13 protein-coding genes are annotated in these 15339 nt (G+C 73.9%); 4 read left to right on the top strand and 9 right to left on the bottom strand.

The window, feature by feature from the left end; all coding sequences use genetic code 11:
• Positions 1-26 precede the first annotated feature (26 nt).
• From AC067J_RS34865 to AC067J_RS34880, 4 genes are read right to left on the bottom strand one after another with little or no spacing between them, the layout of a single operon-like run.
• Entirely contained in the window at positions 27-662 is a 636-nt protein-coding gene (locus tag AC067J_RS34865) for a response regulator (protein ID WP_478306142.1), read from the bottom strand.
• On the bottom strand, positions 655-1944 hold the full coding sequence (locus tag AC067J_RS34870; protein WP_478306144.1) for a sensor histidine kinase: 1290 nt from the start codon (positions 1942-1944) through the stop codon (positions 655-657). The genes AC067J_RS34865 and AC067J_RS34870 overlap by 8 nt, the downstream gene beginning before the upstream one ends.
• 20 nt (positions 1945-1964) lie before the next feature.
• Positions 1965-2705 (bottom strand): ABC transporter permease, encoded by a 741-nt coding sequence (locus AC067J_RS34875; protein ID WP_478306146.1) that lies wholly within the window; start codon positions 2703-2705, stop codon positions 1965-1967.
• Position 2706: 1 nt separating this feature from the next.
• Positions 2707-3612, bottom strand: coding sequence for an ABC transporter ATP-binding protein (locus tag AC067J_RS34880; RefSeq protein WP_478306148.1), 906 nt, complete (start codon positions 3610-3612; stop codon positions 2707-2709).
• Between the two features lie 407 nt (positions 3613-4019).
• Here AC067J_RS34880 and AC067J_RS34885 point away from each other — a divergent pair, with 407 nt between their 5' ends.
• Both AC067J_RS34885 and AC067J_RS34890 read left to right on the top strand, forming a co-directional pair.
• Complete coding sequence (locus tag AC067J_RS34885) at positions 4020-5447, top strand: family 2B encapsulin nanocompartment shell protein (RefSeq protein WP_478306150.1); 1428 nt, start codon at positions 4020-4022, stop codon at positions 5445-5447.
• On the top strand, positions 5434-6918 hold the full coding sequence (locus AC067J_RS34890) for a SufS family cysteine desulfurase (protein WP_478306151.1): 1485 nt from the start codon (positions 5434-5436) through the stop codon (positions 6916-6918). Before AC067J_RS34885 ends, AC067J_RS34890 begins: the two co-directional genes overlap by 14 nt.
• A 113-nt stretch (positions 6919-7031) precedes the next feature.
• Here the strand turns inward: AC067J_RS34890 and AC067J_RS34895 are convergent, their stop codons facing one another.
• Complete coding sequence (locus AC067J_RS34895) at positions 7032-7907, bottom strand: LysR family transcriptional regulator (RefSeq protein WP_478306152.1); 876 nt, start codon at positions 7905-7907, stop codon at positions 7032-7034.
• 270 nt (positions 7908-8177) lie between these two features.
• On the opposite strand from AC067J_RS34895, the gene AC067J_RS34900 reads away from it, so the two are divergent.
• Together AC067J_RS34900 and AC067J_RS34905 are read left to right on the top strand one after the other, a co-directional pair.
• Positions 8178-9425, top strand: a complete 1248-nt coding sequence (locus AC067J_RS34900; protein WP_478306154.1) for an MFS transporter — start codon at positions 8178-8180, stop codon at positions 9423-9425.
• 127 nt (positions 9426-9552) lie between these two features.
• A complete protein-coding gene (locus tag AC067J_RS34905) occupies positions 9553-10113 on the top strand; it encodes a DUF6245 family protein (protein ID WP_478306156.1) in 561 nt (186 codons plus the stop codon).
• Positions 10114-10255: 142 nt separating this feature from the next.
• On the opposite strand, the gene AC067J_RS34910 is transcribed toward AC067J_RS34905, so the two are convergent.
• The 4 genes from AC067J_RS34910 to AC067J_RS34925 all read right to left on the bottom strand — a co-directional run bounded on the left by AC067J_RS34910 (position 10256) and on the right by AC067J_RS34925 (position 14583).
• A complete protein-coding gene (locus AC067J_RS34910; protein ID WP_478306158.1) occupies positions 10256-11347 on the bottom strand; it encodes a CU044_5270 family protein in 1092 nt (363 codons plus the stop codon).
• Positions 11344-11982 (bottom strand): RNA polymerase sigma factor, encoded by a 639-nt coding sequence (locus AC067J_RS34915; protein ID WP_478306160.1) that lies wholly within the window; start codon positions 11980-11982, stop codon positions 11344-11346. Before AC067J_RS34915 ends, AC067J_RS34910 begins: the two co-directional genes overlap by 4 nt.
• Positions 11983-12216: 234 nt before the next feature.
• Positions 12217-13164, bottom strand: coding sequence for a winged helix-turn-helix transcriptional regulator (locus AC067J_RS34920; protein ID WP_478306162.1), 948 nt, complete (start codon positions 13162-13164; stop codon positions 12217-12219).
• A gap of 423 nt (positions 13165-13587) precedes the next feature.
• Complete coding sequence (locus AC067J_RS34925) at positions 13588-14583, bottom strand: ParB/RepB/Spo0J family partition protein (protein ID WP_478306163.1); 996 nt, start codon at positions 14581-14583, stop codon at positions 13588-13590.
• Between the last annotated feature and the right edge of the window lie 756 nt (positions 14584-15339).

Genomic DNA, 15339 nt, shown 5'->3' on the forward strand with positions numbered 1-15339 from the left:
CCCGGCCCCGGGGGACGTCGTCGCCGTCAGCCGAGGATGCCGCGGTCGTAGGCGGTGGCCACGGCCGCGGCGCGGTCCTTGACGCCGAGCTTGCCGTAGATGTGGGTGAGGTGGCTCTTCACGGTGGCTTCGCTGATGAACAGGACGGCGGCCACCGCACGGTTGGAGGTGCCCTTGGCGACCAGGCGCAGGATCTCGTGCTCCCGGGCGCTCAGGGCGGCGCCGCCGGGGGCCCGCACCCGGGAGACCAGGCGGGCGGCGACGGCCGGGGACAGCACGGTCCGGCCCTCGGCGGCGGCGCGCACGGCGGTGAACAGCTCGTCGCGGGGGGCGTCCTTGAGGAGGTAGCCGGTGGCGCCGGCCTCGATCGCGGGGATGGTGTCGTGGTCGGTGTCGTAGGTGGTGAGCACGAGCACCCTGCTGCGCGGGCAGCGGCGTGCCAGCTCCCTGATCGCCTCGACCCCTCCGCCGCCGGGCATCCGGAGGTCCATCAGGACCACGTCGGGGTGGAGGCGTTCGGCCAGGGCGACCGCCTCGACGCCGTCGGCGGCCTCGCCGAGGACCTCGAAGCCCGCGCCGGCGGCCGCGAAGATGCCGAGCAGTCCGTGCCGCACGACCGGGTGGTCGTCGACGATCAGCAGGGTGACGGGCGGTTCAGTCATGGCGCACCAACGGTACGCGGGCCGAGACCGCGGTGCCGGTGCCGGGCTCCGACTCGATCTCGACGGCGCCCGCCACGCGTTCGGCCCGCAGGCGCATGCCGGCGAGCCCGAAGCCGCCGGCCGCGCCGCGCGCGGGCGGGCGCAGCGGGTCGAAGCCCCGGCCGTCGTCGCGGACGTCGAGGCTCACCTCGTCGTCGAAGTAGGACAGGGTGACGCCGGTCCTGGTGGCGCGCGCGTGCCGGTCGACGTTGGCCAGCGCCTCCTGGGCGATGCGGAGCACGGTGGCCTCGATCTCGTGGTGCAGCGGCTCCACGGTCCCGGTGACGGTGAACTCGGCCCGCACGCCGGTCGATTCCGACCACTGCGCCACGACGGACTCCAGTGCGCCGGGCAGCGCCTCGTGCTGCAGCGGCGCCGGGGCCAGGTTCCGGACCGAGCGGCGCGCCTCGCCGAGGCTCTGCCGGGCCAGGGCGGCCGCCCGTTCGACGTGGTCGCGGGTGGTGGCGGGCGCCGCGCTGTCGGCGGCCGCCTGGAGCTGGGTGACGATGCCGGCCAGTCCCTGGGCGATGGTGTCGTGGATCTCGGCGGCGAGGCGGCGCCGCTCGTCGTGGACGCCCGCCTCCCTGGCCTGGACGACGAGTTGGGCCTGCAGGCCCGCGTTCTCGCGCATCGCCTCCTCCAGGCGGGCGTTGGCGCGCCGCAGTTCCGCGATGGTGTCGGCCTTGGCCCGGGTGCTCTCGCCCTCCTTGACGGAGAAGTGGTGGAGCAGCAGGGCGATCGAGCCGCTGAGCGCGTAGACCGCCGCGAAGCCGGTCCACTGGGTGGGGCCGCTCGGCGGGAGGCCCCCGACGCTGACGGCGGACATCGGCACGGCCGTGGCGAGCAGCCCGGCGCGCGCCAGGCGGGCCGGCAGCCAGCGGACGGCGTCGTAGTACCCGATCACCGCGTAGACGAGGAAGACCGGGGCCAGCCAGCAGAGCGCGCAGGAGAGCACGAACCGGACGGCGTAGTACGCCGGGCCCGCCGGCCCGGCCTCCGCGACCGCCGGGCCGGACCCAGCACCCGCCGACCCCGCACCGGCCGGGCCGGGGGCCGTCCGGTTCCACCAGAGGTGCAGGGCGAGCGCGGCGCCCACCAGCGCCACCGCCCCGTACCGCTCGCCGGGCCCGTCGAGGTCGGCGGTGGCCGCCGCCCCCAGGGAGGCGGTGCCCAGCAGGAGGGTCGGCGCCCACCGGTGGAACTGCTCCCAGCGGACCTCCACGGGCACCGCGTCACGCACCATGGGGCCATTCTCCGATCCGGTCACTCCCAGCGGAACCACCGCACGGCGGCGGTGATCAGGACGGCGGTCCACAGCACCGTCACCCCGAGCGGGGACCAGCCGGGCCACTCGCCCCCCGTCGCCTGGTCGAGCGCCCCGGCGGCCGCGCCGAACGGAGTGGACCCGATGATGCCCCGGGCGGCCTCCGGCAGGACCTGGACCGGTCCCCACAGACCCGCGGAGACGGCCAGCGGGAAGAACGCGACGGTCGCGACGCCGGTGGCGAGCTTCGTGGTCGGGACGAACGCGGCGAGGACGGTGCCGAGCGCGAGCGCGACCAGGGCGGCGAGGACGAGGGCCAGCGCGTAGCCGGGCAGGTGCCCGGGGAGCGGCACGCCGTGGACGAGCCGCCCGACGGCCACGACGAGGACCGCCGAACCGAGCGCGACGACGGCGTGGAGGACGATCTGCGCCGTCACGAGGGTGAGCGGCCGGACCGGCGTGGTGGACATCCGGCGCAGGATCCCCTGCTCCCGGTAGCCGACCAGGAACCCCGGCATGACCTGCGTACCGGACATGATCACGGCGAGCAGCACCAGCACGGGGACGTAGGCGTCGACCATGCGCCGCCCGCCGAGTGCCGGGTCGGCCGCGCGGAAGGACGGCAGCAGACCGAGGACGACCAGCAGCAGGGCCGGGAAGGCCACCACCCAGAACACCCCGGCGCGGTGACGGCCGATGAGCCGGGCCTCGGCCTTCAGCACGGCAACGGTTGCGGACATCTCAGGTACCCCGTTCGGTGAGGTGGAGGAAGGCGTCGTCCAGGGTGGGGTTCGCGACCTGGAGGCGGTGCGCCGTGATGCGGTGCCCGGCGAGCAGGGCGATCAGCGCCCCGACCGTCTCGTCCGTGCCGCGCACGGTCACCCGGCCGTCCTCGGCCTGCCGTACCGACAGCACGCCGGGCAGCGCGGCCAGGTCGAGGTCGCCGACGGGGCGGGAGGGGGTGAAGGTGGCGACCGTGGCGCCGTCGGTGCGGCGGATCAGCCCGTCGGGCGTGTCGAGGGCGACCACCCTGCCCGCGTCGAGGACTGCGATCCGGTCGCACAGGTGCTGGGCCTCCTCCATCACGTGGGTGACGAGGAGGACGGTCACCCCGGAGTCCCGGACGTCCTCGACCAGCTTCCAGGTGTCGCGCCGGGCGCGCGGATCGAGGCCCGTGGTGAGTTCGTCGAGCACGACGGCCCGGGGGGCGCCGATGAGGGCGAGCGCGATGGACAGGCGCTGCCGCTGGCCGCCGGAGAGCGTGCCGAAGCGGGCGTCGAGCCGGTCGGCCAGGCCGAGCCGCCCGGCGAGCTGCCGCCAGTCGGCCGGGGCCCGGTGGAAGGCGCTGTGGAGCCGCAGCGCCTCGCGGACGGTCAGGTCCTCCTGGAGCGCGCTCCGCTGGAGCTGCACCCCGAGGACGCGGGTGACGTCCCGGCGGTCGGTGCGCGGGTCGAGGCCGGCCACCCGCACCCGCCCGGCGTCGGGTGCCCGCAGGCCTGCGACGCACTCGACCGTGGTCGTCTTGCCCGCGCCGTTCGGGCCGAGCACGCCGAAGACCTCGCCTTCGTCGACGGTGAAGGACACGTCGTCGACGACGGTCCGGCCCCCGTAGGACTTGCGCAGTCCGGTGACTTCGATGATGGGCATGCCTCGATGATCACGAGCCGGGGCCCGGCCGGGCATCGCCCATCACGCTCGACCGGGCATCCTCCGATCGGATGATGCCGGGCATCCGCCCGTCCGCGGTTGCGGGGGGCCGACGGGGCCGGGGCCGGGGCCGGGCCGGGGCCGTCATGACGGGCTCGGGCCGCATCCCAAGTTCGACTTTCGAACATCTCACACCCACTTATGGGTTGGTTCATCCGTTCGAGTGAGTTTGGCGAGAGCCCGTCGTCGATGTTCTGCACCGGAACCAACGACCCCCAATCGAACTGGCCCACGCCGCCCCGGCGCGGCCGGAACAATCGTCGCGGCGGGTCACCCGAGGCCGATCCGCCTTCCCCGCAACGGGTCTGACGCTCACTCAGTTCTCCCGACCAGAACAGGGACCAGCCATGACGACCGAGACCGTTCAGCAGAACCAGCCGAGTCAGCCGAGCCGGCAGAGTCTCAGCACCTCCGCCGCCAGGAACCTGGCCACCACCACCAAGACCGCGCCGCAGATGCTCGGGATCACCCCCCGCTACCTGCTGCGCTCCCTGCCCTGGGTGGACCTGGAGGCCGGTGTCTACCGGGTCAACCGCCGCCGGGGGTTCATCCTCGGCGACGGGCAGATCAGCACCTACGTCGACGGCGACGACACCTCCCGGGTGGTCGCCGAGGACCTGCGCGAGCTGCCCTTCCTCAGCCAGGTGGACAGCCCGCTGCTCACCGCCCTCGCCAACGGCTTCGTCGAGCGCGAGGTGGCGCCCGGCGAACTGATCGTCGACGCCGGCACTCCCACCGAGCAGCTGCACGTCCTCGCCTTCGGGCGCGCCGAGAAGCGCGCCACCGGGGAGTACGGCTCGGACGCCCTGCTCGCCGTCCTCGGCGACGGCGACCACTTCGACGCCACCGCGTGGGTCGACGGCACCCCGATGCCCTACCGGGTCCAGGCCGTCAGCGCGTGTACCGTGCTCTCCCTCGACCGCCGCATGCTCGTCGAACTCGCCGACCGCGAGCCGTCGTTGCGCGCCCAGCTGGACGCCTTCCGCGCCGACGGCCGGCAGCCCGCCGACCGCGAGCACCCGATCGACCTGACCTCGGGCCACTCCGGCGAGCCGTACCTGCCGGAGACCTTCGTGGACTACGAGGAGGGCCCCCGCGAGTACGAGTTGAGCATCGCGCAGACCGTCCTCAAGGTGCACACCCGGGTCTCGGACGTCTACAACTCCACGATCGACCAGGTCCAGGCGCAGCTGCGGCTGACCACCGAGGCGCTCCGCGAGCGCCAGGAGTGGGAGATGCTCAACCACCCCGAGTACGGGCTGCTCAACAACGTCGTGCCGGGCCAGCGCGTGCGCACCCGCAAGGGCGCACCGACCCCTGACGACCTGGACGAGCTGCTGACCCGGGTCTGGAAGCAGCCGGCGTTCTTCCTCGCCCACCCGCGGGCGATCGCCGCGTTCGGGCGCGAGTGCACCCGGCGCGGGGTGCCGCCGCAGATCGTCGAGCTCTTCGGCAGCCCGTTCCTGACCTGGCGCGGGGTGCCGCTGCTGCCCTCCGACAAGCTCGACCTGAAGGGCTCGTCGAACTCGGCGCCCGGCACCACCAACATCCTGCTGATGCGGGTCGGCGAGGACCGCCAGGGCGTGGTGGGCCTGCGCCCGTCGAAGGTGCCGGACGAGGTGGAGCCGGGCCTCTCGGTGCGGGCGATGGGTGTCGACCGGCAGGCCATCACCTCGTACCTGGTGACCAGCTACTTCTCGGCCGCCGCGCTGGTGGACGACGCCATCGCCGTGCTCCAGAACGTCGAGGTGTCGAACTACCATGACTACTCCTGACGGATTCGGCCGCGGCACCGGTCTCTCCGGGGTGGGCCGGCCTCCGGCCGGTACCGGACAGCCGGCCGACACCGGATACCCGGCCGGTACCGGACATTCGGCCGGCCCGGCACCGGTGCGGGTCCCGGTGCCCGAGGCGCTCGCGCACGCGGCGGGCGGTCCCCGGTACTGGCTGCCTGCGCAGCCGGACAGCACGACCCGGACCGCCCCCGCCGCCCCGCCCGCAGCCCCTCCGGCCGCCCCTCCGGGCGGGTTCGACGTCGAGGCCGTCCGGCGGGACTTCCCCCAGCTGCACCGGGAGGTGAACGGCCGCCCGCTGGTCTGGCTCGACAACGGGGCCACCACCCTCAAGCCGCGCCAGGTGGTCGAGGCGGTCTCCGAGCACTACGCGACGGGCACCTCCAACGTCCACCGCGGCGCGCACACCCTCGCCAAGCAGGCCACCCAGGTCTACGAGGAGGGCCGTGAGGAGGCCGCCGAGCTGCTCGGCACGCCGGACGCCGGCGAGATCGTCTTCGTCCGGGGCACCACCGAGGCCGTCAACCTGGTGGCGCAGTCCTGGGGCCGCGCCAACCTGGGCGTGGGCGACGAGGTCCTCGTCTCGGCGGCCGAGCACCACTCCAACCTGGTGCCCTGGCAGCTGATCGCCAAGGAGCGCCGGGCCCGGATCCGGCCGATCCCGCTGCTCCCCGACGGGCAGTTGGACCAGGACGCCTACCGGGACCTGCTCGGCTCGCGGACGAAGCTCGTCGCGCTCACCCACGCCTCGAACGTGCTCGGGACGGTCCCGCCGGTGGCCGAGATGACCGCGCTGGCACACCGGTACGGCGCCCGGGTCCTGGTGGACGGCGCGCAGGCGGTGAGCCACTTCCCGGTGGACGTCACCGCGCTGGACGCCGACTTCTACGCCTTCTCGGGGCACAAGATCTTCGCCCCGACCGGCATCGGCGTGCTCTACGGAAAGCGCGAACTGCTGGAGGCCATGCCGCCGTGGCAGGGCGGCGGCAACATGATCGACTCGGTGGGGTTCGAGGAGACCACCTACGCTCCCGTCCCGCACCGGCTGGAGGCGGGCACCGGCCACATCGCCGGGGCCGCGGGGCTGCGGGCGGCCCTGCGGTACCTGGCCGGGCTCGACCGGGCGGCCGCCGCCGCGTACGAGGAGCAGCTCACCGCGTACGCCATGGGCGCGCTGGCGGCCGTCCCCGGGCTGCGGCTGATCGGCGACGCGCCGGGGAAGATCGGCGTGCTGACCTTCCTGCTGTCCGGTACCGACCCGACCGCCCTCGCCGGGGCGCTCGACCGGGAGGGCATCGCGGTGCGCGCCGGGCACCACTGCGCGCAGCCGGCGCTCGCGTCCTTCGGCCTGCAGAGCGCGGTGCGGGCCTCGCTGGCCCTCTACAACACCGTGCAGGACGTCGACGCCCTGGTGTCCGCCCTCCAGGGGATCCAGGCGGCCTCGGCGCGGTAGGACGGCGCAGGCACATGGTGGGCGGCACCCGCGCGGGTGCCGCCCACCTCCGCTGCCGCCGGCCACCCCCGCACCGGAGCACCCCGCACCCGCACCCGCCCCCGGAGCGGGCCTCACTCCTCCGTGATGCCCAACAGCTCCAGGAAGGCGGCGGCAGCCGGGTGGCGGCCCTCCCGGCCCCAGATCACGTACTCGGCGCGGGCCGGTGCGTCCGTGACCTCGATCGTGACCAGCCCGGTCAGGCACGCGACGTACGAGGGCGGGAGCAGGGCCACGCCCAGGCCCGCGCCGACCAGCCGGGCCAGATAGTCCGCGTTGGTCACCTCGAAGGCGACCTCGCGGGTGAGACCGGCGGCGGCGAAGGCCAGGTCGGACTGGGCCCGGCCGGCGGTCCTCGCCGGGAGGTCCACGAACACCTCCGAGGACAGCCGGCGGAGGTCGACCGAGGTCTCACCGGCGAGCGGGTGGCCCGGGGCGACCACGGCGACCAGCCGCTCCCGGGCCAGCTCCCGCGCCATGACGCCCCGCGGGCGGGCCGTGACCGGAACGCCGAGGAAGGCCACCTCGATCTCGCCCTGCCTGACCTGCTCGACGAGCTCGTCGCTCGCTCCCACGCCGAGGCTGACCCGGGCCTTCGGGTGGCGCCGGTGGAACTCCCCGAGGACGGCGGGGACGTCCACGGCGGCGACCGTGGGGATCAGCCCCACCCTCAGGCGCCCGCGCACCTCCCCGACAGCCGCGGCGACCTCGGCGGCCGCCCGGTCCGCCGCGTCCAGGCACTGGCGGGCGGCCGGCAGGAAGGCCGCGCCCGCCGGGGTCAACCGGACCCGGCGGCTGGTGCGTTCGAAGAGCCTCGCGCCCAGTTCCTTCTCCAGGCGCGCGATCTGGTGGCTGAGTGCGGACTGCACCACCAGGCAGCGCCGGGCGGCCCTCGTGAAGCTGTTCGTCTCGGCCACGGCGATCACGTAACGCATCTGCTGGAGCTCCATCGATCCATCGTGATACGCGATGTATCAGGTGACAAGCATGTGTTGGACTCATCAATGGGCCCGGCCCGACACTGATGGCGACCGCACACGGCAGGCGCGCCCCCCGGGCCGGCTCCCCCCGGCGGACCCTCGACCGGGGTCTCCCCGGACGCCCGGAGGGCCGTGCCGCCGCCGCCCTCTCCTCCCCACCTCCCGCACCTGGGCGCACCCCGCCCGGGCACTCCCGCGTGCGCCCGTGCGCCCGCGACACCGAAAGGACGAGCGACCGTCATGAGCGCCTCGCCGGCCCGTTCCGAGACGACCACCGCCGACATCCGGGCGGACCCCCGCGCCCCCGGCACCCCGCAGAAGGCGGCGCCCCCGGCCGGGGGATGGCTGGGCGTGGCCGCCATCACGGCCAGCCTGTTCGCCTTCCTCACCACCGAACTGATGCCGATCGGCCTGCTCACCCCGCTCAGCGAGAGCCTGAAGGTCTCCGTGGGCACGGCCGGACTGATGGTCACGGCACAAGGTGTCGCGGCCGGTCTCGGCGTGCCGTTCGTCGTGGCCTGGACCCGCCGGGTCAACCGGCGCCGTCTGCTGACCACGCTGCTGGCCGTCCTGGCCGTCGGCAACCTGATCACCTCGGTCGCCCCGAACTACCCGCTGATCCTGGGCACCCGCATGGTCATGGGGTTCGCCAGCGGCGCCTTCTGGGCCATCGGCGTCAGCATGGCCATGCGCATCGTCCCGGAGCGGCACGCCAACCGGGCCGCCGCCGTCGTGATGTCCGGCATCTCGATCGCCACCGTCGTCGGCATCCCCCTCGGCACCCTGCTCGAAAGCGCCGGCTCCTGGCGGACCACCTTCCTGATCTGGGCCGGCCTCAGCGCCCTGGTGCTCCTCGCCGTCGCCCTCACCGTCCCGTCGCTGCCGTCCGCGAACGCGGTCTCCGTCCGCGAGGTCTTCGGACTGCCGGTCAGGAACGTCCCGCTGCGCGTGGTCCTGGTCATGGTCGTGTTCTTCGTCCTCGGCCACTTCGGCGCCTACACCTTCGTCCGCCCCTACCTGGAGGACAGCGCCTCCGCCACCGTCGGCTTCATCACCCTCGTCCTCATCGTCTTCGGCGTCGGTGGCGCGATCGGCAACTTCGTCGGCGGCCGGGCCGTCGGCAGGAGCCTGCGGGGCAGCTTCGTCGCGGGCGGCCTGCTCCTGATCGCCGCACTCGTCATGCTGCTGACCGTCGGCACGAGCGACATCGGCGTGATCGCCGCCATGGTCCTGTGGGGCGTCGCCTTCGGCGTCGTCCAGCTCAGCCAGATCAACATGACGCTCGCGGCCGCGCCCGAGACCTTCGAGGCCGCGATGTCGCTCAACACCATGGCCTACAACACCTGCATCGCCCTGGGCGCCCTCGTCGGCGGCCTGTTCGCCGACCGCACGGGCGTCACCGGCGTCGTCTGGTTCGGCATCGTCCTGGTCGCCCTCGCCGTGCTCCTCCGCGCCGCCACCGGCCGTCGGACCGCACCGGCGAGCTGACCCCTGTCCCGCTGGCCCGCCCGAAGCGCGGCCCGGTGCCGCGGGCGCGCGTTCCGGCCGGCAACGGCGGGGCACGCTCCCCGGCATTGGCCTCCCACCCCCGGCCCGGGACGGGTAGCGTGCCGGTATGACGAGCGAGAACCCCCCGATGACGGTGGAACAGATCAGTGCAGCTCTGGACGCGTTGGGCCTGTACGAACGGAACGTCACGGCGGCCGAGCACGCCGAGTACGCCGCGCAGTTCAGCCACCCCGACAGCTACCGGGTGCGGATGGTCAACACCCTGCTGGGCTTCGTGCAGAAGGAGGCGATGCTCGCCGACGAGGTCGAACTGGGCGACGACGACCCGCACGCCGCGTGGGGCGAGCAGCTGAAGGCCGCCGACGCCTGGGAGCTGGAACCGCAGATGGAGTTCATACGCTGGCAGGTCCTGCGCGCGAGCATCCCGCTGCAGCTGCTCGCCGCGGACCGGAACAGCGGACCGCTCCCGGTCGCCGCCGTGTACGCCGCCGAGGCGATGCACATCCTGCTGGGCAGGATCGACACACCCGACGTGGCGACCGGGACCGGCGGCCACGACGCCATCGCCACCCACGTCGAGGAGGTGAGGAGGGCCCGGGAACTGCTGCGGGTCGCCATCGAGAACGCCGACATCCTGCTGAACGCGATCGACCCGGCCGGCCGGTAGCCGCCCCGGCCCCGACTCCCCGGCCGTCCTGATCCGGAGGGGCTGATCCGTCCGGCCGTCCTGATCCGGAGGGCCTGATCCGGAGAGCCTCGGCCGGTGCTCCGGATCAGGACGGTCCCGCGGGTGGGGCCGGTTCCGCCGGTCAGGCGTGGGCCTGGCCCGCCCGGGGGCGCTCTCCCTTCGCGTCGACGACGGCACGCTCGACGACCGCGGTCCGCTCGACGACGGTCCCGGGCTTGACCCCGTACTGCTCGGTGACCTGGACGCCGCGGCTGCCGAGGTACTGGTAGGTGGTGCGGTCGAAGATCCACTCGGTGCGCTCGCCGGTCCGGGGGTCGAGGCGGGCCAGGGCGATGCCGTCGCGGCCCGCGGCGTCCTGGGAGTGGTCGACCACGACGACGCCGGGGATCTCGCCCGCCGCCTGGTAGAGCGGGGCGGCGAGCCGGGCCGGGACGAGCTGCTCGCCGATGATGGAGCCGATCTCCTCGAACGCCTCCTGGTCACGGTCGCCGGGGCCGCCGGCCGTGGCGTACACGGCCTTCAGCAGCTGCCCGGGGTCGGCGGGCTGCTCCGCGAGCCACTGGTAGGTCAGGTGGTTCAGCCGGTCCTTGGTGTCGAGGGTGATGCCGCCGTCGGGCTGGTAACCGGGCTCGTCCAGCCAGCCCTTGGTGCCGTCGGGGGACCTCCAGACCTCCCGGGTGTGCAGCGGCTGGACCCAGGTGGTCGTGGTGCCGGCGTCGACGTCGTTCCTGGTGACGAGCCACGAGACCTGGCGCTTGACGTAGATGTACTGGCCCGGCCGGGGCTGCGGCACGCCGTTGGCCTGCGCGGCTGCGGCGATCGCCCGGACGGTGGAGGCGAGTTGGACGGTGCTTCCCGCCTCCACCTCCACCACGGGGGCCTTGACCAGGCGCGGCGTGGGCTGCCGGTCGGGACTCGGCACGCCGGCGAGGGCGACGGCGGCGGCGACCGCGGCGACCGTCGCGACGGCCGCCCCGAGGAGCACGGCCCGCCGCAGCGGGCGGCGCGCCGTGGCGGGGGCCGGAGCCGAGGTCGGGGTCGGGGCGGGTACGGAGGCGGTGTCCGGGTGGGTCCGGTGGACCTCGTTCATGAGGTGCTCCTCAAGCAGCAGGAGGCGCTCGGGCGCCAACTGCGGGTCGGCCGGTGCGGGCAGCAGACGGGCCAGCTCCGCGTGGTCCAGCGGTTCGTCGCGCCGCCGTGTGTTGCGGATCATCGGTACGTCTCCTCGTGCGACCGGGCCGCAGGGGTGCGGCTGCTCTGTGCTTGTCCGGCGGGCCGGACCGGTTCCGCTTTTCCGCGTGCGGTACGCAGTTCCTCGTCGGCGAGCTTGCGCAGCCTCGTGCGGGCGCGCGAGAGGCGGGAGCGGATGGTCCCGACCGGCACGCCGAGGGCCGAGGCGGCCTCGGCGTAGCCGAGCCCGGACCACACGCACAGCGCGAACACCTCGCGCTCGGACCGCCTCAGGCGCGCCAGCGCCCGCTGAGCGGCCGCCAGTTGATCGGCGTCGGCCATCCGGCCCACGAGTTCGTCGGCGAAGTCCGGGACGGCCTTGTCCGCGGGCAGCCGCGCCATCGCACCGGCGTGGCGCCGGGCCGCGCGGGTGGCGTTGCGCAGCACGTTCACGGCGATGCCCATGAGCCAGGGGCGCGGGCTGTCGCCCTCGTCGCGGAGCTTGCCGCGCAGCCGCCACGCCTCCAGGAAGGTCAGCGAGACGACGTCCTCGGCGAGCGCCCAGTCCCCGGTCACGCGCACCGCGTGCCGGTGGACCAGCCGGGCGTGGTCGCGGAACAGTTCGCGGAATGCTTCGGGCTCCCCGGCACGTAGCCGGTCGTGCAGTGGATGGTTCACGTCATTCCATTGTCCGGGGAGCGGCGGCGGGTTCCCGTGACGTGGATCACCTGCCGCGGGAGGGGGTGCGGTCCTCCGCGGCCGTCGGCAGAAAGGCTACGGCCTGCACCACGCGGTGCAGGCCGTAGCGCCGGTCCGGCCGAGCCCACCGGCACGACCCGTCCGAGCCGGACGGAAGTACAGCAGGGCGGAGGGCACACCGGCCCGCCCGCACCCGGCCTCCTGCGGCAGGGTTCAGCCGGCCGCCCTGCGCTCCGAGGGCTGCGACCCCTCGTTCAGCTCCCGCGCGAACTCCATCCACGTCTCGGCGCACTGGCGCGCGAGGTCCACCACCAGGGAGCCGCAGTGCGACGGCACCGCGGCGGTCAGCGCGGACCGCTCCCTCATCCCGATGGCGTTCTGCTGGAGCAGCCGCAGCAGTTGCCGCCCCTCGTGCTTGTGCCGCAGCGAGGGGTCCCGCAGCAGCTTCTCCAGGACGGCGGTCGGCGCGGGCGGCGCCGCCGGCACCCGGCGTTCGGCCTTCGGCCCGCCGGCCGAGGCCGGTCCGCCGCCGCTCGGGCCGGGCGCCTCGGCTGCGACGGGAGGCTGTCCCGAGTCGAGCCGCTTGCGGACGTCGCTGACCGTGGCCGGTGAGATGCCGGCACGCCGCGCCACCTCGCGCAGCGTGGCCGTCGGATTCTCGGCGATCAGCTCGGCGGCCCGCCGCCGGCCCTCCGCACCGCTCAACGGACGGACCTTGCCGTCGAGTCCGACGCGCGAGACCGGCTGCTCACCGGAGCCGGCCATGCCTCGTCGAATGTTCGCCACCGTCCGGGCACCGAGCCCGGCGGACCGTGCGATCGCCCGGTCCGACCGCTCGGGGTGGGACCGGATGATCCGCTCCGCGGCTCTGCGCCGGTCGGCCTGCGACAGCGGAAGACCGTGGGCCACGTTGGCCTCGACGGCGCGCAGGAAGGCGTCCTCGGCGCTGCCGTCGAAGAACTCGACGGCGATCGACTCCTGGCCCTTGAGCGCAGCGGCCAGCAGGCGGTGCATCCCGTCGATCACCCGCCTGGTGCGGCGATCGACCAGGATCGGGGGCAGCGGCGCGTCGAGCTCCGCCAGTCTGGCGACGTGCTCGGCGTCCCTCTCCTGCGACCGGGGTGAGTCCCCGGGAAGGAGGATCGCGATCGGTACCGTCATGACCTCCCGCGGGAGGGTACTGCCCGGCCTGGCGCGATCCTCCGGACCACCGGCCGTCACGCTGTCCAGGGGATCGGTCGGTCTGACGATGGACTTGCTCACAGTGTTTCACCCCGTTGGTATAGCTGTACGCACGTGCTGCTCGCCCCAGGCCACGTCTCCGGAGCGGTCGACCGTCCGGATGTCGCGGCTCTCCCCTTCCCCGCCGCCCCGCTCACCGCCACCGCCTCAGGTGCGAGGCCGTCCTCTCTGACGCGTCCCAGTCACGAGAACCCCAATCGTGGTACGGGTCACGCGTCTTGTCGATACATCAGACCGACGCCGACCGCGACCGGTGCGACCCGCGGAACGGAGCACTCGACCGGCCGTCGCGTCCGGGCGGTTGCGGGGACGGTGCCGGCCGCTCCCGTCCCGGGACCGCGCCTACGCACCCATGTCGACCCGCTGCTGCGGCACGCGGACGTCGTCGCCCACGGCGTGGATGGCCTGGTCCAGCTCCTGCGCGAACTCCATCCAGGTCTCCGCGTACTGGCGCGCGAGGTCGACGACGAGGTCGCGGCAGTGGGAGGGGACGACGGCGGCCAGCTTGGCCCACGCCTGGTCGTCGAGCGCGTTCTGCTGGAGCAGGCGCAACAGGTGACGCCCCTCCTCCTTGTGGCGCAGGGAAGGGTCTCGCAGCAGCTTCTCCATCAACGCCACCGGGTCCGGCTGCACCAGCCGCACCTTCCGGACACTCCGCGGCCTGAGCATCTGGTCGGGGGCGGACGGCGAGGCCTCGTCGACGGCCGGGGCCATGTGGACCGGCCGGCGCTCCACGAACGGCAACTCCCCGGACAGCAGCCTCTTGCGGACGTCACTCACCGTCGCCGGCGAGATCCCCGCCTGCCGCGCCACCTCCCGCAGCGAGGCCTCGGGATTCTCGGCGATCAGCTCGGCGGCCCGCCGGCGGCCCTCGGCGCTGCTCAGCGGCCGGACCTTGCCGTCCCGCCCGACCCTGACCGCCAGTTGGGCGGCCGCTCCGGGGAGGGTCCGCCGGATGGCGGCCACCGACTTCGTGCCCAGGCCCGAGGCCTGGGCGATGGCCCGGTCCGACATCTGCGGGTGGGCCTCGACGATCCGCGCGGCCGCGGCCCGGCGGTCCTCCTGGGAGAGCGGGAGGCCGTGCGTCACGTTCGCCTCGACCGCGCGGAGGAACGCCTCCTCCGGGGTACCGTCGAAGAGCTCCGCCTCGATCGTCTCCCGGCCGTTGAAGCAGGCTGCCAGCAGGCGGTGCATGCCGTCGATCACCCGCATGGAGCGGCGGTCCACGAGGATGGGGGGAAGCTCGTCGAGCTCCGCCAGCCGACTCACGTGTGCCGTGTCCTGCCCGCCCAGCCGGGGTGACTCCCCGGGTACGAGCAGGGCGATGGGGAGGGACACCACGTCTCGATCACGGGTCCGCACGACCGTGACGGCTCGGATCGGATCGACATCCGAACTGAATCGTACAGAATCCAACCCATCGGCACTGGGCCGAACCATACTCGTTCCCCCATCGGATAGCTGCTCAAGCCGGCTTACGAAGAGCCCACCCGGCCGGAACCGGAAGGGCCGCACTCTTCACGGGGCAGCGTGTCCGAACGCCATGGGCGATCGGGAATCGGACAAACCCCCCTCAAGTCGGAAGAAGTCGGAAACCGCCGCCAAAGGAGCTGACAACGGCTCAGATGGACTGCACCTCCCCCTACTTACAGTAGTCACACGAGTAACTCCCGAACGCTCGGACCCCATAGTCCCCTCAGGGAACAGCAGTGTCGAGCCGTCTCCGGGAACCGGCCGATCGGCGCTTGAGTGAGAGCGAACGATCCAGCCACCCGTAACCGGGCAACCGCCCGGCGCATTCCCGGGCAGACGGCACCCGCGGTGCCCCGAGTGCGCGTTCAACTGCCGCGGACGCACTGGTTGAACAGAACCGCGACCGACACGACACCCGGCCACGGCATCGTCGGGCGGAGCCCGGGCCGGGAAACCACAGCCGGTCGTGGGGGGGGGGGGGGGGGGGGGGGGGGGGGGGGGGGGGGGGGGGCGGGGGGCGGGGGGGGGGGCCGGGGCGGTGCCGTCGGCCGGGGCGACCCGGCCCTGGGCGGTCCGGTCGGCGCCGGGCAGGGCGTCGGGGCGGTTCAGCACGAACAGCGT

It is taken from the genome of Kitasatospora sp. NPDC042419, from assembly GCF_056437345.1.

What these genes read in the sequence shown, in the direction of transcription:
- AC067J_RS34905 (WP_478306156.1), top strand. Translation starts at nt 9,553, where the DNA reads ATGACGAGCGAGAACCCCCCGATGACGGTGGAACAGATCAGTGCAGCT.
- AC067J_RS34890 (WP_478306151.1), top strand. Translation starts at nt 5,434, where the DNA reads ATGACTACTCCTGACGGATTCGGCCGCGGCACCGGTCTCTCCGGGGTG.
- AC067J_RS34910 (WP_478306158.1), bottom strand. Translation starts at nt 11,347, where the DNA reads ATGATCCGCAACACACGGCGGCGCGACGAACCGCTGGACCACGCGGAG.
- AC067J_RS34920 (WP_478306162.1), bottom strand. Translation starts at nt 13,164, where the DNA reads ATGACGGTACCGATCGCGATCCTCCTTCCCGGGGACTCACCCCGGTCG.
- AC067J_RS34900 (WP_478306154.1), top strand. Translation starts at nt 8,178, where the DNA reads ATGAGCGCCTCGCCGGCCCGTTCCGAGACGACCACCGCCGACATCCGG.
- AC067J_RS34875 (WP_478306146.1), bottom strand. Translation starts at nt 2,705, where the DNA reads ATGTCCGCAACCGTTGCCGTGCTGAAGGCCGAGGCCCGGCTCATCGGC.
- AC067J_RS34880 (WP_478306148.1), bottom strand. Translation starts at nt 3,612, where the DNA reads ATGCCCATCATCGAAGTCACCGGACTGCGCAAGTCCTACGGGGGCCGG.
- AC067J_RS34895 (WP_478306152.1), bottom strand. Translation starts at nt 7,907, where the DNA reads ATGGAGCTCCAGCAGATGCGTTACGTGATCGCCGTGGCCGAGACGAAC.
- AC067J_RS34865 (WP_478306142.1), bottom strand. Translation starts at nt 662, where the DNA reads ATGACTGAACCGCCCGTCACCCTGCTGATCGTCGACGACCACCCGGTC.
- AC067J_RS34885 (WP_478306150.1), top strand. Translation starts at nt 4,020, where the DNA reads ATGACGACCGAGACCGTTCAGCAGAACCAGCCGAGTCAGCCGAGCCGG.
- AC067J_RS34870 (WP_478306144.1), bottom strand. Translation starts at nt 1,944, where the DNA reads ATGGTGCGTGACGCGGTGCCCGTGGAGGTCCGCTGGGAGCAGTTCCAC.